The following is a 26,139-nucleotide window of genomic DNA, read 5'->3' as shown; positions in this document are numbered from 1 at the left end:
AAGAATCAAGATAAAATCATCAAATCAAACGCCTTTACAAATAGCGATGCCACACCGGCAGCATTCAATAAAAAATAAAACCTGAGGCCTTTTATTCCTCAGGTTTTATTTAGCAAGCCTTATGCTTTTTCTTTCTGGAGTTTCTCTGCCATCATTTGATGCAGCGTTTTCTTAGCCGGTTTCATCGGAACACGGTTATCCGTCCAACCCAGCTGCTTGCTAGGCGTCAATGCACGGAATTTAGAGGCTGTCCAACCGAATGCACGGTAAGCTTTACTGCCGCTGAAAATACCGTTAAACGTACGCCATGCCAGTTGTTCGCCGAAAGTATGCGATGCGCCTTGACCACGGATAGGATGCGGAACGGTTTCTGTTGGCGAACGTTGCGCTTCAACACGCAGACGTTGCATTTGTTCGGTAATCGGAATGCGTACCGGGCAAACTTCAACACAGGCGCCACACATGGTACACGCAGTCGGCAGATCGCGTGTCGCATCCAAGCCCAACAAATGCGGAGAGATAATCTCGCCAATCGGGCCGGGATAAGTCGTACCGTAGGCCGCGCCACCGATACGGGTATAAACCGGACAGTGGTTCATACACGCACCGCAACGGATACATTGCAAGGTGCGGCGCATTTGATCTTCTGCATAAGCTTGGCTACGGCCGTTATCAAGCAGCACCAAGTGCATTTCTTGAGGGCCGTCCAGCTCTTCGCTACGGCGAGGGCCGGTAATCATATTGAAATAAGTGGTAATGTTCTGACCGATGGCGGAACGCGGCAGCAGACTGTACAAAGGCGGAACATCCGACAGCTTTGCAACCACTTTTTCAATACCGGTAATGGCGATATGCACAGGCGGTACAGTGGTACTCAAGCGGCCGTTGCCTTCGTTTTCGACCAGACACAAAGTGCCTGTTTCCGCAACGGCAAAGTTCACACCGCTCAAACCGACATCGGCAGTGCTGTAAATATCGCGCAAGGCTTTACGCGCAAATCCAGTCAACTGGTCTACATCATCTGTTAATGGAGTACCGAGGTTTTGATGGAAAAGCTCGCTCACCTGCTCTTTGGTCTTGTGAATGGCAGGCATCACGATATGGGTTGGTTTCTCGCCAGCCATTTGAACGATAAACTCGCCCAAGTCGCTCTCAACCGCTTTAATGCCTTGGTCTTGCAGATAATGATTCAGCTCAATCTCTTCGCTGACCATAGATTTGCCTTTCACCATTAGCTTACCGTTTTTATCAGTAATGATGTTGCGAATGATTTGGCAGGCTTCGGCAGGTGTTTCCGCCCAGTGAACTTTAACGCCCAACTTGGTCAGGTTTTCTTCCAATTGTTCCAGCAATGCAGGCAATTTGGACAACGAACGTTGACGGACATGCTCACACAAGTCACGCAGGCTTTGCAGCTCTTCTTCATCTGTCAAAACGGCTTTGCGCTTGGTCATCAGCATATCCATCGCTGTGCGCAAGCTTTTACGCAGAGGCTTGTCTTGCAAAGAAATCGCGGCGTTTTGCTTGAATGTTTCCGGCTTCATATGGAATTTAATGGTTTGGGAACTCATGCTTTTTCCTCCAAATCGTCAGGGGAAATGTGATCAGGCAGAACGGCCAAAACCACCAAATCGCGCGGGCCGTGTGCACCATAGGCCAAAGTCAATTGAATATCGGCAGTCTTAGACGGGCCGGAAATCAAAATAACGTTGGTAGGCATGCCTTTTTCTACCAGTTTTTCGCCTTCAACAGCATTATGGAATTCGTTGTACATTTTGCTGGTGTCAAACAGGCAAAAATGCACAGGCGGCACCAAACTCAGGCTGCGCGGCTCGACAGGGCTGGACTCCAGCATAATCGTACCGGTACGGGCAATACCGCATTTAGAGCCGCTAAAACCAGCCTCAATATCGGTAAAGAATTCGTTTTTCCAGTCGTCGATTTTTCGCTCAAAACCACGCGGTTCAATATCAGTATCGGCCAAAGCTGCACGGGCCAGCTGACCATGTTCTGTTTCCAATGGGAGCAGAATGTTTTTCAAGCCTTTGCCTTCGGCTGCTTGGCGGAATACTTGCGGCCAGTTAGATTTAGTAACCCAATAGATTTCAGTTTTGACGGCACGCATGGCAGCCGCCCAATGTTTCAAGCGTTCGACATCGTTTGCCCAAGAAACACCCATTTCACGGTAATAATCGAAAACCGGCGGTTCTTCCATCGGCAAGGCATCGGCTTTTTTCAATTTCGCTAAAATATTTTCGCGCGCACTCATGCTTTACCTCCGGTGCGTTCCAACAGGAAAGATGCAATATGTTTCGGACGTGGCATATTGGGTTCGTCTTTGGCAATTTTGCCGCCGATATTCATCATGCAGCCGCAGTCCGCGCTGATGATTTCAGTTGCGCCTGTTTCTTTCAGGGCTGCGACTTTGTCGGTTACCATCGCGCCGGAAATATCGGCTTGTTTCACAGAGAATGTACCGCCAAAACCACAACATTCACTTTCATGGTCGTGAACGATACGTTCAACATTTTCCATACCGTCGATCAGCTGCCAGCCTGACACATGGACATTCATCTCACGACGCGCCGCGCAGGAAGTATGAACGGCCACTTTAACCGGCTCGCCTTTATCTTCAGGTTTGTAACCAATCGCCAGCAGGAAGTGGGTGAATTCAATGATACGGTTGGCGCAATCAATGGCTTTTTGCTCGTACTCGGTACCTTTAAACAAAGTCGGCCAGTGGTGTTTCATCATGCCACCGCAAGAACCGGAAGGCACGACAATCGGCCAATTTTCAGGGAATAAATCCAGTTGCGCTTTGGCAACATCAAAGGCTTCTTTAGGATGGCCTGATGAATAGGCTGGTTGGCCACAGCAGCTTTGCTCCATCGGATAATGGATACGGATGCCCTGTTGTTCGATTAAAGTGATGGCATCCATGCCTGCTTCAGGCATGAAAAGGTCGAGAACGCAAGTACCGAAGAAATAAGCATCGGTTGGCTTGCTGTCGAATACGGTGATTTGTGGTGGTTTGATTGCGCTCATTTTTTTGGAACGGGACAACCCGTTTTCTTGTGTAAAAATAAGATGGATACTTTAAGTAATTGCTTGTAATGGGTCAAGTCTAATTTTAAAAAATAATATTAAAAAAGCATGACAAACCAGACAAACACCTTTTCCTTATTAACTTGATAATCTACATAATAACCACTATCAATAAGAAAACTAATGGATTCATTTTTTAATAAATGAAATTCAACCATTCCCTCTCTCTTCAAAACACAATAACTGCCTCTTTATAGAATCTTGATTTACATCAGAAGTCATGAATTTAATCGCTATGACAAGTTTTTAAACAAAATAAGCAAACCCGTGATGCTGTACATATTTTCAGACGGCCATATCTGAATAAAAAGATATCTAAGATAATAAAAATAAAAGTTTTTCTCACAAGACTCAGGTCGTCTGGAAAAATAAGTTCGTCAAAAGGCCACTTTCCATATGCTCAACCTTACTTTTAATCAAAATCAAACACTTGAAAAATCGTCCTTCTTAAGCTTGAAAACCCTATGCACACTCAAGCACTTCCAGTATCATTGAGACAGTTTCTTGACGCAAAATTACAGTCTTAGCCGCCCACAATCGGCATGGATTTGCAAAAGAAGTGAAACCAAGCTTCAAAACAATTTCACCTTAGCTTCGGAGTAGGCATTATGTTGACCCAGACTCAACAGGTTGATTTGACCTTGCATCACCTTAAAGAACGCACCCTATCGATTTATACCCCCGAACAGCGTGCAAGCATCGAGGCATCTGAAGACTGGAAACAGTTTGACAGACGACTTGAGGAACACTTTCCCAAACTGATGCACGAGCTGGACAATGTTTACAACAACAACGAAGCCGTCCTCCCCATGCTGGAGCAACTGATTGCCCAAGCATGGCAAAGCTATTCCCAACGCAACTCATCCTTAAAAGAAATCGATATCGCGCGCGAAAACGATCCTGATTGGATTTTGTCTAACAAACAGGTTGGCGGCGTGTGCTACGTCGATTTGTTCGCAGGCGATCTGCAAGGCTTGAAAGCCAAAATCCCTTATTTCCAAGAATTGGGCCTGACCTATCTGCACCTGATGCCTCTGTTTAAATGCCCTGAAGGCAAAAGCGACGGCGGCTATGCGGTCAGCAGCTACCGCGATGTCAATCCGGCACTGGGTACAATAGACGACTTGCGCGATGTCATTGCCGCCTTGCACGAAGCAGGTATTTCCGCCGTTGTCGATTTCATCTTCAATCACACTTCCAACGAACACGAATGGGCAAAAGGCTGCGCCGCCAGTGATCCGCTCTACGACAACTTCTACTACATCTTCCCCGACCGCTGGATGCCCGACCAATACGACCGCACCCTGCGTGAAATCTTCCCCGACCAACATCCGGGCGGCTTCTCCCAACTGGAAGACGGACGCTGGGTATGGACGACGTTCAACTCCTTCCAATGGGACTTAAATTACAGCAACCCGTGGGTATTCCGCGCCATGGCAGGCGAAATGATGTTTCTTGCCAACTTGGGCGTTGATATTCTGCGCATGGACGCCGTTGCCTTTATTTGGAAGCAAATGGGCACAAGCTGCGAAAACCTGCCTCAGGCACACGCTCTGATTCGCGCGTTTAACTCCGTAATGCGTATCGCAGCGCCAGCCGTGTTCTTCAAATCCGAAGCCATTGTCCACCCCGACCAAGTTGTCCAATACATCAGCCAAGACGAATGCCAAATCGGCTACAACCCTCTGCAAATGGCATTGTTGTGGAACACCCTCGCCACACGCGAAGTCAACCTGCTCCATCAAGCACTGACCTACCGCCACAACCTGCCCGACCACACTGCATGGGTCAACTACGTCCGCAGCCATGACGACATCGGCTGGACATTTGCCGATGAAGACGCATGGCAGTTCGGCATCCACGGCTACGACCACCGACAATTCCTCAACCGCTTCTTCGTCAACCATTTTGACGGCAGTTTCGCGCGCGGTGTACCGTTCCAATACAACCCAAGCACAGGCGACTGCCGTGTCAGCGGTACAGCCGCAGCATTGGTCGGCTTGGCGCAAAACGATCCATATGCCGTTGAGCGCATTAAACTTTTGTACAGCATTGCTTTGAGTACCGGCGGCCTACCGCTGATTTACCTAGGCGACGAAGTCGGTACGCTCAATGACGACGACTGGTCGAACGACAGCAACAAGAGCGATGACAGCCGCTGGGCACACCGTCCTCGTTACAATGAGGAGTTGTACAACCAACGCCATGACAGCTCGACCACTGCCGGTCAAATCTTCCAAGGTTTGCGCCATATGATTGCCATCCGCCAAAGCAATCCGCGCTTTGACGGCGGCAGGTTGGTTACCTTCAATACCAACAACAAACACATCATCGGCTATATGCGCAACAATGCGCTTTTGGCATTCGGCAACTTCAGCGAACATGCGCAAACCATCAGTGCGCACACCCTGCAGGCCATGCCGTTTAAAGCACACGATTTAATCAGCGGTCAAACCATTTCTCTGAATCAGGACTTGGTACTGCAACCCTATCAAGTCATGTGGCTTGAAATTGCATAAGCTGAATTTTTTATACATCATTCAAGGCCGTCTGAACAAATCAGCGTTCAGACTGCCTTTTAAGGCATAAGATGTATTTTGTATTTTGGGCAGTTTCGCTTAGAATGCACGCTTTAATACTAAATGACACACTTAAAGTCAGGAGTAAAAATCCATGTTGAAAAAATTCGTACTTGGCAGCATCGCTGCAGTAGTTTTGGCTGCTTGCGGCGGAGAAGGCAGCAACTCAGCTTCTTCTGCTCCGGCACAATCCGGTGCGGCCTCAGGCTCACTGATTGAGCGTATCAACAACAAAGGTACCATCACTGTCGGTACGGAAGGTACTTACGCACCATTCACCTACCACGACAAAGACGGCAAATTGACCGGCTACGATGTCGAAGTAACCCGCGCAGTTGCCGACAAACTGGGCATCAATGTTGAATTTAAAGAAACACAATGGGACTCCATGATGGCAGGTTTGAAAGCCGGCCGTTTTGACGTAGTCGCCAACCAAGTCGGCCTGACCAGCCCTGAGCGTCAAGCGACTTTTGACAAATCCGAGCCTTACAGCTGGAGCGGTGCCGTATTGGTTGCCCGTAAAGACAGCAATATCAAATCTATCGACGACATCAAAGGTGTGAAAACCGCACAATCCCTGACCAGTAACTATGGCGAAAAAGCCAAAGCTGCAGGCGCAGATTTGGTGGCTGTTGATGGTTTGGCGCAATCTCTGACCCTGATTGAACAAAAACGTGCCGATGCAACCCTGAACGACGAATTGGCGGTATTGGATTACCTGAAGAAAAACCCAAATGCCGGCGTACAAATCGTTTGGTCTGCCCCTGCTGACGAAAAAGTCGGCTCCGGCTTGATTGTCAATAAAGGCAATGATGAAGCATTGGCCAAATTCAGCACAGCCATGACTGAGCTGAAAGCAGACGGCACGCTGAAAAAACTGGGCGAACAATTCTTCGGAAAAGACATCAGTGTTAAATAATTTCCTTGCCTCTCTACCGTTTATGACAGAAACACGCGCTGATATGCTCATCAGCGCGTTTTGGCCCATGGTCAAAGCCGGCTTCGCAGTATCTTTGCCTTTGGCGATCGCTTCTTTCGTTATCGGCATGATTATTGCCGTAGCCGTTGCTTTGGTGCGAATCATGCCCTCCATCGGCATTTTCCAAAAATGCTTGCTGAAGCTGGTGGAATTTTATATTTCCGTCATTCGCGGTACGCCGCTTTTGGTGCAGTTGGTCATCGTATTCTATGGTTTGCCTTCCGTCGGCATCTATATCGACCCGATTCCTGCCGCCATCATCGGCTTTTCGCTCAATGTCGGCGCATACGCTTCCGAAACCATACGCGCGGCAATTTTGTCCGTGCCTAAAGGCCAATGGGAAGCCGGTTTCTCCATCGGCATGACCTATATGCAGACTTTCCGCCGCATTATTGCGCCACAGGCATTCCGCGTTGCCGTACCGCCTCTGAGCAACGAGTTTATCGGCTTGTTCAAAAACACCTCGCTTGCCGCCGTGGTAACGGTAACCGAGCTTTTCCGTGTTGCCCAAGAGACAGCAAACCGTACTTATGACTTTTTGCCCGTTTATATCGAAGCCGCATTGGTTTATTGGTGTTTCTGCAAAGTGCTGTTTTTGATTCAGGCGCGTTTGGAAAAACGTTTTGACCGTTATGTCGCCAAATAAGGAGTTGTCATGATTAAAATCCGCAATATCCATAAGACCTTTGGCGAAAATACCATTTTGCGCGGCATCGATTTGGATGTCGGCAAAGGACAAGTGGTCGTTATCCTAGGCCCGTCCGGCTCAGGCAAAACCACGTTTTTACGCTGTTTAAACGCTTTAGAAATGCCTGAACAAGGTCAAATCGAGTTTGACAATGCACAGCCGTTAAGCATCGATTTTTCCAAAAAACCAAGCAAACACGATATTTTGGCACTGCGCCGCAAGTCCGGCATGGTGTTCCAGCAATACAACCTTTTTCCGCACAAAACTGCGTTGGAAAATGTCATGGAAGGGCCGGTTGCCGTACAAGGCAAGCCTGTCGCCAAAGCCCGTGAAGAGGCTGTCAAATTGCTTAAAAAAGTCGGTTTGGGTGATAAGATTGACCTCTACCCCTACCAGCTTTCCGGCGGTCAACAGCAGCGCGTCGGTATTGCCCGCGCATTGGCGATTCAGCCTGAACTGATGCTGTTTGACGAACCGACTTCCGCGCTTGACCCTGAATTGGTGCAAGATGTTTTGGATACCATGAAAGAATTGGCACAAGAAGGCTGGACCATGGTTGTCGTTACGCATGAAATCAAATTCGCCTTAGAAGTGGCAACCACCGTTGTCGTGATGGACGGCGGCGTTATTGTCGAACAAGGCAGCCCGCAAGATTTGTTCAATCATCCCAAACATGAACGGACACAAAAATTCCTGCGCCAAATCCGTGCGGACAATGGCGATCTTCAAATTTAATTGAAACGACAGACAATTTGAAAGCCTTTCCGACTGTCATTTCATAAAGGCCGTCTGAATAAGTGAAATAGAAATCGTTGATTTCGTTTTCATACTTGTTCAGACGGCCTTTTATATGTCTTTTCAGGTAAAATAACGCCTTTCGTTTTACACCCCCTTGCCTGCCATCATGATAGAAATCAAAAAACTCACCCTGCAACGCGGTTTGAAAGTCCTGCTCGATAAAGCCAATGCCGTAATCAACCCCGGCCAACGCGTTGGATTAATCGGTAAAAACGGTACGGGGAAATCCAGCCTGTTTGCGCTGATAAAAGGTGAAATCACTCAAGATGGCGGCGAAATCCTTATTCCCAAAACATGGCGTCTGGCTTCCGTCTCTCAAGAAACGCCTGATTTAGATATTTCCGCTTTAGACTACGTTTTGCAAGGCGATGCCGAATTACAGGCTTTTCAGACGGCCTTAGCCCAAGCAGAAGCACAGAACGACGGCATGAAACAAGCCGAATATCACGCCAAGCTTGAAGAAATCGATGCCTACACTGCTCCGGCACGTGCCGCCAAACTGCTTAACGGCTTAGGTTTTGCACAAGAAGAACATACCCGCCCCGTCAAATCCTTCTCAGGCGGCTGGCGTATGCGCCTCAACCTTGCCCAAGCGCTGATTTGTCGTGCCGATTTGCTGCTTTTGGACGAACCAACCAACCACTTGGATTTAGAAACCGTGTTGTGGCTGGAAAACCATCTCGCTTCCCTGCCCTGTACACAAATCATCATCTCCCATGACCGCGACTTCTTGAATGCCACCACAACACAAACCATCGAGCTGTCGCAACAAAAACTGACCCAATACGGCGGTAATTACGATTTCTACCAAGCGGAACGTGCCCAACGTCTGGCACAACAACAAGCCGCCTACGTCAAACAGCAGGCGCAAATCAAACATCTGCAATCCTTTATCGACCGTTTCAAAGCCAAAGCCACAAAAGCCGTACAAGCCCAAAGCCGCATGAAGGCATTAGCCAAACTCGAGCGCATCGCCCCCGCACATTTAGATAGCGAATTTTCCTTTGAGTTTGCCAATCCGACACACCTGCCTAATCCATTGTTGAAACTCGACCATGCCGACTTGGGTTATGGCGATAATACCGTTTTGCACGATATCACCCTGTCTCTGGAAAGCGGCGCACGTTACGGCCTGTTGGGTGTTAACGGCAGCGGCAAATCCACATTTATCAAAGCCTTGGCAGGAAAAATCGATTTACTTTCCGGCAGCATCGTCCGCTCCGAAAAGCTCAATATCGGATATTTTGCCCAACACCAACTGGACACATTGCGCGCCGATCAAAGTCCGGTTTGGCATATCCAGCAGCTTTCGCCCGAAGTCCGTGAACAGGAAATCCGCAACTTTTTAGGCGGTTTCAACTTCGTCGGCGATATGGCGGTTCAAAAGACCGAGCCGTTCTCCGGCGGGGAAAAAGCACGGCTCGCCCTTGCCATGATTATCTGGCAAAAACCTAATCTGCTGCTGCTTGACGAACCGACCAACCACCTAGACTTGGATATGCGCCACGCCCTGACACTTGCTCTGCAAAGTTTCCAAGGTGCATTGATTGTCGTTTCGCACGACCGCAGCCTGCTTGAAGCGACTACCGACAGCTTCCTCCTTATTGACAAAGGCCGTCTGAACAACTTCGACGGTGATTTGAACGACTACCGTCAATGGCGGTTGGCACAAGAAAACGCCGCAGCAGCCCCCGCTGCATCTGCCCAAAGCCAAAGCCGCAAGGATACCAAGCGTATCGAGGCACAAATCCGTCAGGAAAAAGCCAAACGCAGCAAACCGATTCAGCAGAAAATCGACAAAGCCGAAAAAGAAATCGCACGATTGACTGATATTCAGACGGCTTGTGAAGCATTTTTGGCACAAGAATCTGCTTATTCAGAAGAAAATAAACCCAAATTGCAAGAGACACTCGCACAATTAACAGAAACTAAAGTAAAATTAACGCAACTGGAAGAAAACTGGCTGCAATGGCAGGAAGAGCTTGAGCAAATCCAAGTTGATGTCGAAGCCGAGTTTTCCCAATAAAAATAGAGCCATCAGGCCGTCTGAAATAAAACACAATACGGAAAAACATGACTTCAACCATCAAACAAGCCGGATACTTCCTCGTATCCTCTTTCGTCTTGGGCATTTCTCTTCACGCAGCTGCCGCAGTCTATTCCTGCGGCAACGGCAGCTATACCTCCGAACCCAAATCCTCCTGCGCACAGGCCCAATTGCCTAAAATCAGCGGCCATCAAGGCAGCGGTTACCACCTCAACATCCGCAGCCTCAATGCCTCTGATGAACGCGCAAGTGCAAAGCCTAAGAAAAAGGCGCGCGCGGAAAAATCCGATAAACAAGAGAAAAAAGCCGACAAACCGAGCAAAAACAAAAACCGTGCAAAAGCTAAGAAACAGCAGCCCATGCCGTCTGAACAAGAATAAAATGCTCAAGTGCAACGAATCAGCCCTACCTGAATCATGAAAAAATATCTGCTTACCCTATCCCTGCTGCCGCTTGCTGTTTTCAACAGCCAAGCCCACGCCGCAAAAATCTATACCTGTGAAGTCAACGGCTCGATTGTCTATACCTCGCGCCCAAGCGGCAACTGCCAAGCTGTCAACGATTTGCCGATTGTCGGCAAATACAGCAGCAGCCGATACGACGTCCCGGTTAACGATGCGCCCACACTCAACGCACCGACAACACAAACGGCTCCAGCAAAAAGCAAAAACACAGCGGCAAAATCCAACCATAAGGCAACGCCCAAACCTGCCCCTGTCCGCATCGCTTCTGAAACGGCTCCTCCTCCGGTTCCCAAATCCTCCGGCGTCAACAGCCGCCGTTCTATTTTGGAAACCGAGTTATCCAATGAACGCGCGGCTTTGGCCGATGCCAAAAAGCAACTGAGCCAAGCGCGGACAGCCAAAGGCGGCAGTGTCAATCAACAGGCCATCAGTACGCTGCAAGGTGCGGTTTTGGATAGAGAGAAAAACATTCAAGCCCTACAACGCGAACTGGGCAGAATGTAAGTCCAAATCAATCAAAACATCAGGCCGTCTGAATAGGTGGAAACGAAATCCAAAATTTTCGTCACGCCAAACAGACGGCCTGAATCCTATAATGATTACGCCCGTTTCAATTTCTTGTGCCTAGTAAATACGGTATAATTTGCCCTTTACGCACATTACCTCCGGTCTTTTCAGACGGCCTTTATCTCATGACTGCAAAATCTTCTAAAACCCAAACAAAAAAACGCGTCTCTACCAAACCGGCAGCCAAACCGACCACACGCAAATCCACCAAAGCACAAACTCAAGCCGACAATAAAGTCTCCCAACGCCTGAAAGCCGCCAAAGAGCTGCAAAGAAACGAAGAAAAAAAAGCGCGCCCCGAGCATGTCGTTAACTTAATTAATGATGCTTTATGGCTGTTTGGCTTGGTTATCACCATTTATCTGGCTATTTCCCTGGCCAGCTTCAGCATGGATGACCCTGCATGGTCGCGCAGCGTTCCCAAAAGCAACGATGTCGCCAATCTCGGCGGCCTCTTTGGCTCCTATCTTTCCGATGTCGGATATTATCTGTTCGGCCTGTCATTTTGGTGGTGGATAGCCACCTCTTGCGTTTTCCTCTACAAAAATTTCCGCCCCATGAAAAAGCAGGAAAACCACAAGCCCTACAATCATGGCGTAGCCGCTTTGGCATTGTTTCTCCTGCTGGTGTGCAGCCCGATTATCGAACATTTCCTGTTTGACAATGCATTGAGCGAATCCCTTCCCGTTGGAGCCGGCGGCTTGGTCGGCTTATTGGCCGGCTCAGGCCTGGCTTGGCTGTTGGGCAAATCAGGCAGCCTGTTGATTATGCTGGTGATGTTGCTGTTGTCCATTTCCCTGTTGGCTCAGGTGTCATGGTTGGAAGTCATGGCCAAATCCGGCAGCCATATGGGCGGTCTGTTTGGCAACCTGATGAAAAAACTGTCTCAGTTCCAAAATAAAAAAGAAGATGTCCACTCCGAAGCTTTGGAAACCCAAAATACGCGCCGCATGGTTAAAGAAGCCAAAACCATTACCGCTACTCCGGTGGCTCCGTTGGCAGGTAGCAGCAGCAACCGTAAAACCGTTGCCGTATCCGTTGCGCCGCCCCCTAAAATCCAAACTTCCCTGTTTGACGATACTGAACCTAAAAACAACGGCGAATACCACAAACCCAACATGAACCTGTTGCGTATGCCGTCTGAAGAACCGGTTGCCGTCAATCCAGATGAATTACAACAGACCGCAGAATTAATCGAGGCCAAGCTGGCTGAATTTGGCATCGGCGTACAGGTTGTTTCCGCCACTTCCGGCCCCGTGATTACCCGCTACGAAATCGAACCGGCACAAGGTGTCAAAGGCAGCCAAATTGTCGCGCTATCCAAAGATTTGGCGCGCTCGATGTCTCTGCAAGCGGTACGTATCGTAGAAACCATTGCCGGTAAAAACACCATGGGCATCGAATTACCCAATGAGAAACGCCAAGACGTGATGTTGAGTGAGATCCTCTCTTCACCCGTGTTTACCGATGCCAAGTCCAAACTGACCGTTGCTTTGGGTAAAGATATTGCAGGTACGCCCGTTGTCGGCGACTTGGCAAAAATGCCGCATCTTTTGGTTGCAGGTATGACCGGATCGGGTAAATCCGTCGGTGTGAACGGCATGATTATGTCCATGCTCTTCAAAGCCACGCCTGACGAAGTCCGCTTCATTATGATTGACCCGAAAATGCTGGAATTGAGCATTTACGACGGCATTCCGCACCTGCTTTGTCCGGTTGTGACCGATATGCGCGAGGCAGGACAAGCGTTGAACTGGTGCGTTGCCGAAATGGAAAAACGTTATCGCCTGCTTTCTCATGCCGGCGTGCGTAATTTGGACGGCTTCAACCAAAAAGTCGAACAAGCCAAAGCAGCAGGCAAACCATTACTCAATCCGTTCAGCTTAAATCCTGACGATCCTGAGCCTCTGGAAAAACTGCCGTTGATTGTGGTCGTTATCGATGAGTTGGCTGACTTGATGATGACCGAACGCAAATCCGTTGAGCAGCAAATCGCACGTCTTGCCCAAAAAGCGCGTGCGGCAGGCATTCACATGATTGTCGCCACCCAGCGCCCGAGTGTCGACGTGGTTACCGGCCTGATTAAAGCCAACATTCCGACACGCATGGCCTTTACCGTACAAAGCAAAATCGACAGCCGCACCATTCTTGACCAAATGGGTGCAGACGAATTGCTCAAATACGGCGACTCGTTATTCCTGCAACCGGGCAGCGCGGAACCGACACGCCTGCAGGGTGCATTTGTTTCTGATGATGAAGTGCATCAGGTCGTCAATTTCGTCAAAGAACAGGCTCCGACCAATTATGTGGAAGGTCTGCTCAGTGGCGAAGCGGCCATCGAAACCACCAATATTGTCAATCCGAACGCAAACAGCGATGAGTTATTTGATCAAGCCGTTGCCTTCGTATTGGAAAGTCGGAAAACTTCCATTTCCGCACTGCAACGCCAATTGCGCATCGGCTACAACCGTGCCGCCAATTTAATAGATGCGCTTGAAAATGCCGGTGTTCTCTCTCCTGCAGACATCAACGGCAGCCGACGGATTCTGGCACAAAAAGACCAGCTGTAAAAAACAACAATATCAAAACACAAAGGCCGTCTGAAAAGAATTTCCCACTTTTCAGACGGCCTTTTTATGTTATTCGTGAAACATTGTGTTATACTAAGCAGCTAAATTTTGACCTTATGCACGCTTCCGAAGTTCTTCGGAATACTGAGCAGAAGGATAACCGTTTAAACACAACAAATTTAAGGGCTTACGATGAGCGTAACTGTTGAAACTTTAGAAAATCTGGAACGCAAAGTAGTATTGTCTCTGCCTTGGTCCAAAATCAACGCAGAAACTGAGAAAAAACTGAAACAAACCCAACGCCGTGCAAAAGTTGACGGCTTCCGTCCGGGTAAAGCACCGTTCAAAATGATTGCCCAAATGTACGGCGCAAGCGCACAAAACGACGTTATCAACGAATTGGTACAACGCGAATTCTACGAAGTTGCCGTTGCTCAAGAATTGAAAGTTGCCGGTTACCCACGCTTTGAAGGCGTTGAAGAACAAGACGATCAAGAGTCTTTCAAAGTTGCCGCTATTTTTGAAGTTTTCCCTGAAGTAACTATTGGCGACCTATCTGCCCAAGAAGTAGAAAAAGTTACTGCGACTGTTGGCGATGCCGAAGTTGACCAAACTGTAGAAATCCTGCGTAAACAACGCACCCGCTTCAACCATGTTGACCGCGAAGCCCAAAACGGCGACCGCGTCATCATCGACTTTGAAGGCAAAATCGACGGCGAACCTTTCGCTGGCGGCGCGTCTAAAAACTACGCTTTCGTATTAGGTGCAGGTCAAATGCTGCCTGAATTCGAAGCCGGTGTTGTCGGCATGAAAGCCGGTGAAAGCAAAGATGTTACCGTAAACTTCCCTGAAGACTACCACGGTAAAGATATTGCCGGTAAATCTGCCGTATTCACCATCACGTTGAACAACGTTTCTGAAGCTACTTTGCCTGAAGTTGACGCAGACTTCGCTAAAGCTCTGGGCATTGAAGACGGCGACGTTGCCAAAATGCGTGAAGAAGTGAAGAAAAACGTTAGTCGCGAAGTTGAGCGCCGCATCGGTGAACAAACCAAAGAATCTGTAATGAACGCCCTGCTCAAAGCAGCCGATTTGCAAGTTCCTGTTGCGTTGGTCAACGAAGAAGCCGCCCGCTTGGCAAACGAAATGAAACAAAACTTCGTTAACCAAGGTATGGCTGACGCTGCCAACTTGGATCTGCCTTTGGATATGTTCAAAGAACAAGCAGAACGCCGCGTTTCTTTGGGTCTGATTTTGGCTAAGTTGGTTGAAGAAAACAAACTTGAGCCAACTGAAGACCAAATCAAAGCCGTTGTTGCCAACTTCGCTGAAAGCTACGAAGATCCTCAAGAAGTTATCGACTGGTATTACGCAGAGCCTTCCCGCCTGCAAGGTCCGACTTCTTTGGCAGTAGAAAGCAACGTTGTTGATTTCGTTCTGAGCAAAGCTAAAGTAACTGAAAAAGCGCTGTCTTTTGACGAAGTAATGGGCGCACAAGCTTAATTGCTCTAAGGCCGTCTAAAACAGACAATCAAAAGCACCGAAGCGCTTTAAATGCTTTGGTGCTTTTCCATCATTAACAGGAGACAAAAATGTCCTTCGATTTCAATAATTACCTTGTCCCTACCGTTATCGAACAAAGCGGTCGCGGCGAGCGCGCATTCGACATCTACTCACGCCTTTTGAAAGAGCGCATCGTTTTCTTGATCGGCCCGGTGACAGACGAATCTGCCAATCTGGTTGTTGCGCAATTACTGTTCTTGGAAAGCGAAAACCCAGATAAAGATATCTTCTTCTATATCAACTCTCCGGGCGGTTCGGTTACTGCCGGTATGTCGATTTACGACACCATGAACTTCATCAAGCCTCATGTCTCTACTTTATGCTTGGGCCAAGCGGCAAGTATGGGCGCATTCCTGTTGTCCGCAGGCGAAAAAGGCAAACGCTTTGCCCTGCCAAACAGCCGCATCATGATTCACCAACCGCTCATCAACGGCGGCTTGGCCGGTCAGGCTTCCGATATTGAAATTCATGCTAAAGAGCTGCTGAAAATCAAAGAGAAACTGAACCGCTTACTTGCTAAACATTGTGACCGCGATTTGGCTGACTTGGAACGCGATACCGACCGCGACAATTATATGTCTGCCGATGAAGCTAAAGAATATGGTTTGATTGACCAAGTTTTGGAAAACCGTGCCTCTCTGCAAGCCTAATCTTTATCGGTTTAAATCAAAGGCCGTCTGAAAAGTATATATTCAGACGGCCTTTCTTCAATCTTACTTCGTGTTTTCTTTGTTATTCACTTGAACCGGATACAACAAAATCAAAGGATTAGCTTTCACTTGACTCCAGAAGCTCTTCAGCAGATTACGCATACTGCCCAAACGCGTACCGCGAGAACGGAGTGCAACAGCCAAAGCCAAAGAAAAGCTGACCACTAAATTTACCATGCCGATTGCCAATACACTTGCCAAGCCAAGCATAAAAGTGAATATATCTGTATGGCCGCTAATCGCAGCATAACCCAAATTTGCTGAAGAGAACGCCACATGGCGAATATCCAGCGGCAAGCCGAAAAGATGGCCAAAATAGCCGGTCATCCCCAAAAGCATACCAAAAATAAAATTGCCCATAAGCGAGCCGTAATGCTTATGAATATAAGCGGCCAAACGGCGGCGCAGCTGCGGACGCATGATTTTTCGTAAAAACGGATTAAAAGGCAGGCGCTGACGCAAGTTCAGATAATCGGAACGGTTGTCGAAAAAGCCTGCAATAATCCCCGAGCAAAACAACCATACTCCGGCAATAGCAGCGTACCATAAGGTCGGCTGAGTAAAAATCTCAATAGATTTAAGTTGATAGGCTGTAACCGCCTCGTCCAATAAAGGCTGGCCATGCGTGTAGGCATAAGCCCAAGCAATCCCCGCTGCCAACAATACGGCAATCGATACATTGCCAAACACGGCAACACTTTGCGAACGGCACACATCAATCAGCAATTTTGCCAATTTATTGTCCACCGCTTTGCTGCCCTCATTTGAATCTACCTGCTCGGCAAAGCTCGCCGCCGTCATGGCAGGCTGCTTAGTCGCAACGGTGCAGTGCAGCATATGAATCAGCATAAAGCCTAAGCCGTAGTTAAGTCCGGCAAGAAATGAAGTAGTAAACTCGCCGAATCCCAAAGACGCAATATGGATTTTATTCAATGCCATCAAAGCAATAATTACGCCGCCACCTGCTGCGGAATAAAACATTTTGAAATATTCGCTACGGTTGCGCGTAATGTAATGCTCACCATGATGACTTTTGTTTTCCGTAATACTGCGTGCCAGCATTCGGATACTGCTTTTACGCAAGTGGCTGGTGCTGTATTGCTCTACCGCCGCGTAAATCATCGCATTCATCAGATTGATGGTTAAGCGGGTACGGCTGCCGGTTTCGATTTGAATATTGGTCAACAGTTTCAGACGGCCTATGGTTTGCTGCAGGCGCTCCAGCAAGTGTGCCACTTTCACTGATGAACCAGACCCTGCTCCTGTACCACGACGACGCAGATACTCAATTTGCTTGTCACACTGGTCAAACATGACCTCCAAGTGTGCCGTATCGTAAGTTTCTTCGCTGTGGCGATAGTGTTCTACCAATTTTGCAATTTCACGTTGTAAAGCGACAAATGCCGAATCTGCCTCCAATAAACGAGGGGCAATTCGTATTAAATCCGGCTCAATCGCTTCGGATGCAATCCAAATAGACAGCATTTCTACCGCTCGTAAACGGGCATCCGCCAACTGTCGGCTGGCCGTCTGAAGCAAAGCAGGATCGGCTTTACCCTGCAACAATTCATACATACTCAACCATTGGCGCAAACTCAGGGTTTGCAACCATTTATCATCGTTTTTAGAGTGAAAAAGATATAAAAATACTTCGCGCAGATTGGAAAAATCTTTATAAGACGGGCTGAAACGTTCGTAAATCCGTATGCCCATCTCCCGAGTAAAACTATGGCGCGAAAAAATACCCAGCTTAATCAGCGCAGGATAGATGTGAACTTTAGACAGCCAGGCATAGAAGCGTAGGCTGAATTGACGGCATAAAGCATCGTCTTGTTTTAAAGTAGATAAAATCAAATCGAAACGTTCGGAAGCCTGTTTTTTACCTCCTCGGCGCAAAAATTTGATTAATGCATTGAGAATAAGAACAAAGTCGGTATCATTTAAGCGTTCCGACAAAATAATGTGAAGATTTTGATTAGTCAGTTTCTGCATTGTAGTATTATTACATAAAATGAGATATTTAGCAAGAACCTCGGTAAACAGGTCGAATTATATCGCATTCTTTATCAACCCATGTCACAAGATTTTCAATTAATATTCTCTAAAATTCAATGAATAATCAAATTACATAATAAATATATGATGTGAATCAATAAGTAAGAAAGGCCGTCTGAATTCTTTCAGACGGCCTTTTACAACAGCATACTACATTGTTTTAACCTTATGCAAACAAGAGCTTACCACCCTCTTCTTTAACATGGATTGTGCTATCAGGTGCATATTTTCCTTCAAGCAATGCTTTTGCCAGCGCATTTTCGATTTCTGACTGGATGGCGCGTTTGAGCGGACGGGCACCATACACAGGATCAAAACCGGCTTCGGCAATCAGATCCAAGGCAGCATCATCGACTTTCAGATGCAGATGTTGTGCTTCCAAACGTTTTTCCAAACCTTTAAGCTGGATTTTCGCAATGCTGCGAATATTGGCCTGATCCAAACCATGGAACACGACTACTTCATCAATACGGTTGATCATTTCAGGACGGAAATGTTCTTTCACATCCTCCATCACAACTTCTTTCACCGCTTCGTAGTCCTGAGTACCCATTTGTTGGATATGTTGGCTACCGATATTGGAAGTCATCACGATAACAGTATTTTTGAAGTCAACAGTTCGACCTTGTCCATCGGTCAAGCGGCCGTCATCCAATACTTGCAGCAAGATATTGAACACGTCTGGATGGGCTTTTTCTACTTCATCCAAAAGAATCACGCTGTACGGTTTGCGGCGGACTTGTTCGGTCAGGTAACCGCCCTCTTCGTAGCCAACATAGCCGGGAGGCGCACCGATTAAGCGGGCAACAGCATGTTTTTCCATGTATTCGGACATATCGATACGAATCAGATGATCTTCGCTGTCAAACAGGAAGCCTGCCAAAGCTTTGCACAACTCGGTTTTACCCACACCGGTCGGGCCTAAGAACAAGAAGCTGCCATAAGGTTTATTCGGATCGGCCAAACCGGAACGGCTGCGGCGGATAGCGTCAGACACGGCACGCACGGCTTCATCTTGGCCGACCACACGGCGATGCAATACTTCTTCCATTTTCAACAGCTTGTCGCGTTCACCTTCCATCATTTTGGACACAGGGATGCCGGTCATGCGCGATACGATTTCGGCCACTTCGTCCGCACCAACTTCGGTACGGAAGAGTTTGTTTTGTTTTTTGCCGTCGGGGTTACTTTCCGCAGCTTGCAACTGTGCGCCCAATTTCGGTAATTCGCCGTATTCGAGTTCAGACGCGCGGGCAAAGTCGCCTTGGCGTTTGGCCTGCTCGATTTTGACTTTGATGTCGTCCATCTGTTTCTTGATGTCGGCAGTGCTGGAAGAGGCGGCTTTCTCGGCTTTCCAGATTTCGTCCAAATCGGCGTATTCTTTTTGCAAGCCGTCGATTTCCTCGTCTATCAGTTCCAAACGTTTTTTGCTGGCGTCATCGCTTTCTTTGGCAACGTGCATTTTTTCCATTTTGAGCTGAATGATGCGGCGGTCGAGTTTGTCCATTTGCTCAGGTTTACTGTCCAGCTCCATTTTGATGCGGCTGGCTGCTTCGTCGATCAAATCAATCGCTTTATCAGGCAGGAAGCGGTCGGTAATATAACGGTCGCTCAACTCCGCTGCGGCAACGATAGCAGGGTCGGTAATATCGATACCGTGGTGGATTTCATAACGCTCTTGCAAACCGCGCAAAATAGCGATGGTATCCTCCACACTTGGCTCACCGACCAATACTTTTTGGAAACGGCGTTCGAGTGCCGCATCTTTCTCGATGTACTGACGGTATTCGTCCAAAGTAGTCGCACCGATACAGTGCAATTCGCCGCGCGCCAAAGCCGGTTTCAACATATTGCCCGCGTCCATTGCGCCGTCGGTTTTGCCTGCACCAACCAAAGTATGGATTTCATCGATGAAAATCAAAGTGTTACCATCATCTTTAGCCAAGTCGTTCAAAACGCCTTTCAAGCGTTCTTCAAATTCTCCACGGTATTTCGCGCCGGCAATCAAAGCCGCCAAATCCAAAACCAGCAGGCGTTTGTTACGCAGGGATTCAGGCACTTCGCCGTTGACGATACGTTGCGCCAAACCTTCAACAATAGCGGTTTTACCCACACCCGGCTCACCAATCAGCACAGGGTTGTTTTTGGTACGGCGTTGCAATACTTGAATCGCACGACGGATTTCATCATCACGACCGATAACAGGGTCGAGCTTACCGTCTCGGGCGCGTTGAGTCAGATCAAGTGTGTATTTTTTCAAAGCATCGCGTTGGTCTTCGGCATTCGCATCGTTCACGTTTTGTCCTCCTCGTACCGCATCAATCGCGGCATTGATATTTTGTTCGGTCGCACCGGCTTCTTTCAGGATTTTGCCAGTCGCATCATTCTGCTGAACCAAAGCCAGCAGGAAAAGTTCGCTGGCGATATAGGCATCACCGCGTTTGGTTGCAGCCTTGTCCATCAAGTTCAATACAGCTTGCAGCTCACGGCTAGGCATAATATCGCCACCTTGACCGGACACTTTCGGCAGGCTGTTTAAATGCTGCTGCAAACGCTGTTTCACTTGAGGCACATTCACACCTGCATGAGCCAGTAACGCAGCAGCACCGCTGTTTTGATCGTCAAGCAACGCTTTTAAGATAAAGCCGGCCTCAAGGTAGCTGCTGTCCGCAGCCAAAGCCAAACTTTGACCTTCTTGCAGAGCTTGCTGAAATTTGGCAGTCAATTTATCAAATCTCATTTTAAGTTCCTCTTCAAATATATTCTGTTAGAGCCTATATAAGCGCAAATGTGGATAACTCAATAGCTATTTACTCCATTAATCAACAAATTTTTATATATTGTTGTTTTATAAAGTTTATTTTTATAATTTTATGTGCATAACTTTTATTATCCAGTTACTCTTTACTCAAAAGGCCGTCTGAAAAATCAAGAATAATCAGGTATAATCGGCACCATATTTATTTTCAGACGGCCTTTGTGCCGAAGGATACTTTCATGAGCAAAAAACGAGTTTTAACAGGCGTTACCACAACAGGTATTCCACACTTGGGCAACTATGTCGGTGCCATCCGCCCGGCTATCCGCGCAGCGCAAGATTCCAATACTGAATCATTCCTCTTTTTGGCCGACTATCACGGCATCATCAAATGTCATGAGCCGGAAATGATTCATCAATCTACTCAAGCTGTTGCCGCCACATGGCTCGCCTGCGGACTCAATCCGGAACAGACCACTTTCTACCGTCAAAGCGATATTCCCGAAGTGATGGAGTTGAACTGGATTCTGACCTGTATCACTGCAAAAGGCCTGATGAACCGCGCCCACGCTTATAAAGCTGCAGTACAGGCAAATACCGAAAACGGTCAGGAAGATCCAGATCACGGCGTGGAAATGGGCCTGTACAGCTACCCTATCCTCATGACTGCCGACATCCTTATGTTCAATGCCCATGAAGTTCCAGTCGGTCGCGACCAAATCCAACACGTTGAAATGGCACGCGATATTGCCGGTCGCTTCAATCACCGCTTCCAAGAACTCTTCACCTTGCCTGAAGTAAAAATTGACGAAAATGTCGAACTCTTGGTCGGCTTGGACGGACGAAAAATGTCCAAATCCTACGGCAATACTATTCCGCTTTGGGAAAACGACAAGAAAACCCAAAAATCGGTCAACAAAATCATCACCAATATGAAAGAACCCGGCGAGCCGAAACAGCCTGATGAAAGTCCTCTGTTTGAAATCTACAAAGCCTTCTCCACGCCGTTTGAAACTGCCGAGTTCACGCAAATGCTGGCCGAAGGCCTTGCTTGGGGTGAGGCTAAGAAACTCTTGGGTGCAAAAATCAATGCCGAGCTCGCAGAGTCGCGTGAGCGTTACAATGAGTTGACAGCCAAACCCTCTCAAATTGAAGACATTTTGCAAGCCGGCGCACAAAAAGCACGTAAAGAAGCACGCGAATTGTTGGATAAAGTACGCGATGCGGTAGGTATTCGTCCGTTGAAATAATAATAAGGCCGTCTGAAAATTTCAGACGGCCATAATATCGTTTATCATTTGAAATATAATCATTTTCTAGGGTTTCTCATATGAAAAAAACCTTCCCCCTTATCTTGCTCAGCCTTTCATTGGCTGCCTGCGGCGGTAAATCTGAAGATACTGCAGCCAATGATATTACTTCAGGCAAAGCACCCAAACCTACCTTCAAAGTTAAATATATCGATGAACAAGCCATAGCCGGTTTGGATTTAGGTACAGCTCAAGAAGGCGAAACCAAAGAAGGTAAAAAACAACGTACCTATCCGATTAACGGCATAGAGGGTGGCGTCATCAATCTGATTGGCAAGCACCCTACCGACTTAGAAATCATCAGCGGCCAATGCATGGAAAAAAATGAAAAAGGCGGTTCAGCCGGCTGGTCAGCCAACGGAGTTTGCCACACAGTCTTTGCAAAAATGGTGGACAATATCGCCCAAGACGGCAGCAAACTGACCGACTATCTGATTTCACACGCTGCTTTGCAGCCTTATACCGAAGGCAAAAGCGGCTATGCCGCCGTACAAAACGGCCGCTATATTTTAGAAATTGATAGCGAAGGCATGTTCTATTTCCGTCGCCGTCATTACTAAACCCCAGACCATCCTATTTTCCCCCTGACACAAGGACTGAATCATGGCTCAAGTTACTTTCCAAGGCTCCCCTATTTCTACAAACGGCAATTTGCCTGCCATCGGCCAAGTTGCACCTGATTTCACATTGGTAGCAGCAGACCTATCTGAGAAATCATTGGCTGACTTTGCAGGCAAACGCAAAGTGCTGAATATTTTCCCTAGCATCGACACCGGCGTATGTGCCCAGTCCGTCCGCACTTTCAACAAACGTGCCTCGTCTTTGGACAATACCGCAGTCTTGTGCATTTCTGCCGATTTACCGTTTGCACAAGCCCGTTTCTGCGGTGCAGAAGGTTTGGAAAATGTAGTGACACTTTCTACATTCCGCAGCAGCTTTTCTAACGATTACGGTGTTACACTGACAGAAAGCCCATTACACGGACTGACTGCTCGCGCAGTGGTGGTTTTGAATGAGCAAAACCAAGTTCTCCACGCTGAGTTGGTTTCTGAAATTGCGAACGAGCCTGACTACGAAGCTGCTTTGACTGTTTTGTAATTAACCAAATAAAATCAGGCCGTCTGAAGCTTTTCAGACGGCCTTTAGATTATCCTCAAAATAAAAACGGTAGCTTAAAATCTACCGTTTTCTGTTTCAAGCCTTATACAGATTTATCTGTTTTGTCTGCTTCTACTGACTCAGCATTCTGAACCTCATTTTGCTCAACAGGTTCAGCAGCTTCAGCAACAGGCGCTTCAGGCTCTTCTACTTTGTCATCACGGACATTGTGGCTGTAATCTTTAGGCGGGCTAGGTTGTTTACCGGCCATAATTTCCAAAACTTGGTCTCGATCGATGGTTTCCCAATCCATAAGTGCTTTGCACATGGTTTCCATCTTATCGCGATTTTCATCCAAGATTTTGTAAGCCACTTGGTATTGCTCATCCAAAATACGGCGGATTTCTGCATCGATATCTTGTTGGGTTTTCTCGGAAATATTTTGAGAACGGGTTACGCTGCGACCCAAGAATACCTCACCTTCGTTCTCAGCATAAACCATCACACCCATTTTGTCGCTCATACCATAACGCGTTACCATCTCGCGTGCCATTTGAGTTGCACGCTCAAAGTCGTTAGATGCACCGGTAGAAATACGGCCGACAAAAATATCTTCAGCAATACGGCCACCAAACAAGATTGAGAGCTGGCTCAGCATTTGGTCTTTGTACATACTGATGCGGTCACGCTCAGGCAGCTGCCAAGTCAAACCCAATGCACGGCCGCGAGGCATAATTGTTACTTTGTGAACCGGATCGGTAAACGGCAGGCTTTCTGCTACGATTGCATGACCGGCCTCATGATAGGCTGTCGCACGTTTTTCATCTTCGTGCATCACCATGCTGCGACGTTCCGGACCCATGTAGATTTTGTCTTTAGCATCTTCAAAGTCGCTTTGATCGACTTTAACTTTATTACGACGACCGGCAAACAAAGCTGCTTCATTGACCAAGTTTGCCAAATCCGCACCTGAAAAACCAGGGGTACCGCGTGCTAAAGAGGTCAAATCTACGGATGCATCCAAAGGTACTTTTTTAGCGTGTACTTTCAAGATTTGCTCACGGCCACGGATATCAGGCAATGGAACAACGACTTGACGGTCAAAACGGCCCGGACGCTGCAACGCTGGGTCAAGTACATCAGGACGGTTGGTTGCTGCGATCACAATAACGGTTTGGTTGCTTTCAAAACCATCCATTTCAACCAACAATTGGTTTAATGTTTGCTCACGCTCATCATTACCACCACCCAAACCAGCACCACGCTGACGGCCAACCGCATCAATTTCATCGATAAAGATGATACATGGCGCGTTTTTCTTGGCCTGCTCGAACATATCGCGGACACGGCTCGCACCGACACCGACAAACATTTCTACGAAGTCAGAACCTGAAATACTGAAGAATGGCACACCGGCCTCACCGGCAATCGCTTTAGCCAGCAATGTTTTACCCGTACCAGGGCTACCGGCCAACAAAATACCGCGAGGTACACGACCACCCAGGCTTTGATAGCGGTTAGGCGATTTCAGGTAATCCACAATTTCTTGTACTTCTTCTTTTGCCTCATCACAACCGGCAACATCGGCAAAAGTAACTTTATTGGAATCTTTGTCCAGTAAACGTGCACGGCTCTTACCAAAAGAGAATGCGCCGCCTTTACCGCCACCGCCGCTTTGCATGCGCATGAAGTAGAACCATGCACCGATCAACAATAAAACAGGCAGCAGGCTGTAAAACAGACTGGCCAGCATGCTTGGTTTTTCTTCCGGAGTCACTTTGACGCGTACTTTGTTGTCCAACAGTGTTTTAACCAAGTTGTCATCCAAAGGCGCATTGGTATAGAAGGCAGTTTTATCGGTGCGCTCACCTTTAATCAGATAGCCGCTGACAACAGATCCTTCAATATTGACATTGGATACTTCGCCACTATTAACTTGCTGAATAAATTGAGAATATTCGATTTGCTGTTTATCTTCCTGCTTATCGCTGAGTGCATTGAATGCTGCTAAAAGCATAGCACCACCCACTACCCAGACTAATATGTTTTTAATGGTATTCCCCACTGAACAGGCTCCATGGTTACAAAATAAATAAAATCAAGGGAAAGAATTTTAAAGCACCCACCCTACATTGTCAGCGTTTATTTTTACCTAATAGGTAAATCTCACTGGAACGATTGCGGGAAGCATCCGGCTTTCGAGTTTGTACACTGGCAAAAATTTCACGCATAGCCGCCGTATACTCTTGATAACCCGCGCCTTGAAACACCTTCACTAAAAAACTGCCTCCGGTTTTCAAATGTTGGGAGGCAAAATCCAAGGCCAGTTCACACAAATAAAAACTGCGTGCCTGGTCTGTTACGGCATTGCCTGACATATTGGGTGCCATATCACAGATTACAAGGTCTAACGGACGATTATCCAATAAAGCTTCAAACTGCTCCAAAACGGCATCTTCCCTAAAGTCACCCTGAATAAACGACACACCATCAATCGCATCCATCGGTAAAATATCCAAAGCAAACACCGCCCCTGTTTTACCGACCAGCTTGGCTGCAACCTGTGACCAACTTCCCGGCGCGCTGCCCAAATCTGCCAAAACCGTACCTGGTTTGATTAATTTATCTTTTTGATTGATTTCCAATAATTTATAAGCCGCTCTGGCACGATATCCGTCCTTTTGTGCCATATGGACATAATGATCGTTGACGTGCTCATGCAGCCATGCTTTTGAAGATTTTGAGCGTACAGCCATCTTGATTTGAAATGCTTAAGTTAAAATCAGCATTGTACGTTATTTCCCCCGTAAATGTTCTAAATCGCGTACAATATAGCCATTATTCTTTT

At 47.5% G+C, this 26,139-nt stretch carries 19 protein-coding genes and 2 pseudogenes; 14 read left to right on the top strand and 7 right to left on the bottom strand.

Going from position 1 to position 26,139, the window contains the following annotated elements:
• Positions 1-119: 119 nt before the first annotated feature.
• From ACTHTU_RS00720 to ACTHTU_RS00710, 3 genes are read right to left on the bottom strand one after another with little or no spacing between them, the layout of a single operon-like run.
• Positions 120-1,571, bottom strand: coding sequence for a LutB/LldF family L-lactate oxidation iron-sulfur protein (locus ACTHTU_RS00720; protein ID WP_440361436.1), 1,452 nt, complete (start codon positions 1,569-1,571; stop codon positions 120-122).
• Complete coding sequence (locus ACTHTU_RS00715) at positions 1,568-2,269, bottom strand: LutC/YkgG family protein (protein WP_440361435.1); 702 nt, start codon at positions 2,267-2,269, stop codon at positions 1,568-1,570. Before ACTHTU_RS00715 ends, ACTHTU_RS00720 begins: the two co-directional genes overlap by 4 nt.
• Positions 2,266-3,045 (bottom strand): (Fe-S)-binding protein, encoded by a 780-nt coding sequence (locus tag ACTHTU_RS00710; RefSeq protein ID WP_070647216.1) that lies wholly within the window; start codon positions 3,043-3,045, stop codon positions 2,266-2,268. Before ACTHTU_RS00710 ends, ACTHTU_RS00715 begins: the two co-directional genes overlap by 4 nt.
• Before the next feature lie 668 nt (positions 3,046-3,713).
• Between ACTHTU_RS00710 and ACTHTU_RS00705 the strand changes: the two genes are divergently transcribed.
• The 11 genes and pseudogenes from ACTHTU_RS00705 (at position 3,714) to clpP (ending at position 16,010) form a co-directional block, all read left to right on the top strand.
• Entirely contained in the window at positions 3,714-5,624 is a 1,911-nt protein-coding gene (locus tag ACTHTU_RS00705; protein ID WP_440361434.1) for an alpha-amylase family protein, read from the top strand.
• Between the two features lie 154 nt (positions 5,625-5,778).
• Positions 5,779-6,603, top strand: coding sequence for an amino acid ABC transporter substrate-binding protein (locus tag ACTHTU_RS00700; RefSeq protein WP_440361433.1), 825 nt, complete (start codon positions 5,779-5,781; stop codon positions 6,601-6,603).
• Complete coding sequence (locus tag ACTHTU_RS00695) at positions 6,593-7,309, top strand: amino acid ABC transporter permease (RefSeq protein ID WP_440361432.1); 717 nt, start codon at positions 6,593-6,595, stop codon at positions 7,307-7,309. The genes ACTHTU_RS00700 and ACTHTU_RS00695 overlap by 11 nt, the downstream gene beginning before the upstream one ends.
• Positions 7,310-7,318: 9 nt before the next feature.
• Positions 7,319-8,086, top strand: coding sequence for an amino acid ABC transporter ATP-binding protein (locus tag ACTHTU_RS00690; protein ID WP_070826255.1), 768 nt, complete (start codon positions 7,319-7,321; stop codon positions 8,084-8,086).
• A 169-nt stretch (positions 8,087-8,255) separates the two neighbouring features.
• On the top strand, positions 8,256-10,175 hold the full coding sequence (locus ACTHTU_RS00685; protein ID WP_440361431.1) for an ATP-binding cassette domain-containing protein: 1,920 nt from the start codon (positions 8,256-8,258) through the stop codon (positions 10,173-10,175).
• 47 nt (positions 10,176-10,222) lie between these two features.
• Positions 10,223-10,576, top strand: a complete 354-nt coding sequence (locus ACTHTU_RS00680; RefSeq protein WP_440361430.1) for a nucleolar protein — start codon at positions 10,223-10,225, stop codon at positions 10,574-10,576.
• Between the two features lie 36 nt (positions 10,577-10,612).
• Positions 10,613-11,164 (top strand): hypothetical protein, encoded by a 552-nt coding sequence (locus ACTHTU_RS00675; RefSeq protein ID WP_440361429.1) that lies wholly within the window; start codon positions 10,613-10,615, stop codon positions 11,162-11,164.
• A 188-nt stretch (positions 11,165-11,352) separates the two neighbouring features.
• Positions 11,353-12,055, top strand: a pseudogene (locus ACTHTU_RS00670) (DNA translocase FtsK 4TM domain-containing protein); the annotation flags it as partial.
• A 101-nt stretch (positions 12,056-12,156) separates the two neighbouring features.
• Positions 12,157-13,797 (top strand): annotated as a pseudogene (locus ACTHTU_RS00665) (DNA translocase FtsK); the annotation flags it as partial.
• Between the two features lie 192 nt (positions 13,798-13,989).
• Positions 13,990-15,300 carry a trigger factor gene (gene tig, locus ACTHTU_RS00660; protein ID WP_440361428.1) on the top strand — a complete coding sequence of 437 codons (1,311 nt, stop codon included), beginning with the start codon at positions 13,990-13,992 and terminating at the stop codon, positions 15,298-15,300.
• A gap of 89 nt (positions 15,301-15,389) precedes the next feature.
• Positions 15,390-16,010 carry an ATP-dependent Clp endopeptidase proteolytic subunit ClpP gene (gene clpP, locus ACTHTU_RS00655; RefSeq protein WP_070460720.1) on the top strand — a complete coding sequence of 207 codons (621 nt, stop codon included), beginning with the start codon at positions 15,390-15,392 and terminating at the stop codon, positions 16,008-16,010.
• Between the two features lie 63 nt (positions 16,011-16,073).
• Here clpP and ACTHTU_RS00650 read toward each other — a convergent pair whose 3' ends face one another.
• Both ACTHTU_RS00650 and clpB read right to left on the bottom strand, forming a co-directional pair.
• Complete coding sequence (locus ACTHTU_RS00650) at positions 16,074-18,062, bottom strand: site-specific recombinase (RefSeq protein WP_440361427.1); 1,989 nt, start codon at positions 18,060-18,062, stop codon at positions 16,074-16,076.
• A gap of 229 nt (positions 18,063-18,291) precedes the next feature.
• A complete protein-coding gene (gene clpB / locus ACTHTU_RS00645) occupies positions 18,292-20,865 on the bottom strand; it encodes an ATP-dependent chaperone ClpB (RefSeq protein ID WP_440361426.1) in 2,574 nt (857 codons plus the stop codon).
• Positions 20,866-21,122: 257 nt separating this feature from the next.
• Between clpB and trpS the strand changes: the two genes are divergently transcribed.
• From trpS to tpx, 3 genes are all read left to right on the top strand, one after another.
• Positions 21,123-22,133, top strand: a complete 1,011-nt coding sequence (trpS, locus tag ACTHTU_RS00640) for a tryptophan--tRNA ligase (RefSeq protein ID WP_440361425.1) — start codon at positions 21,123-21,125, stop codon at positions 22,131-22,133.
• An 80-nt stretch (positions 22,134-22,213) separates the two neighbouring features.
• Entirely contained in the window at positions 22,214-22,753 is a 540-nt protein-coding gene (locus ACTHTU_RS00635) for a hypothetical protein (protein WP_296185895.1), read from the top strand.
• A gap of 43 nt (positions 22,754-22,796) precedes the next feature.
• Positions 22,797-23,291 (top strand): thiol peroxidase, encoded by a 495-nt coding sequence (tpx, locus tag ACTHTU_RS00630; protein WP_440361424.1) that lies wholly within the window; start codon positions 22,797-22,799, stop codon positions 23,289-23,291.
• 103 nt (positions 23,292-23,394) lie between these two features.
• Here tpx and ftsH read toward each other — a convergent pair whose 3' ends face one another.
• Positions 23,395-25,356 carry an ATP-dependent zinc metalloprotease FtsH gene (gene ftsH / locus ACTHTU_RS00625; protein WP_440361423.1) on the bottom strand — a complete coding sequence of 654 codons (1,962 nt, stop codon included), beginning with the start codon at positions 25,354-25,356 and terminating at the stop codon, positions 23,395-23,397.
• A 70-nt stretch (positions 25,357-25,426) separates the two neighbouring features.
• Positions 25,427-26,047 carry an RlmE family RNA methyltransferase gene (locus tag ACTHTU_RS00620; protein WP_107723206.1) on the bottom strand — a complete coding sequence of 207 codons (621 nt, stop codon included), beginning with the start codon at positions 26,045-26,047 and terminating at the stop codon, positions 25,427-25,429.
• Positions 26,048-26,139: the final 92 nt, after the last annotated feature.

The sequence above is a fragment of the Neisseria sp. P0020.S005 genome (assembly GCF_051957055.1).
Lineage (GTDB): Bacteria > Pseudomonadota > Gammaproteobacteria > Burkholderiales > Neisseriaceae > Neisseria > Neisseria subflava_A.
Note: the sequence above shows the minus strand (reverse complement) of the source record. Positions and strands in the feature narration are given on the sequence as shown.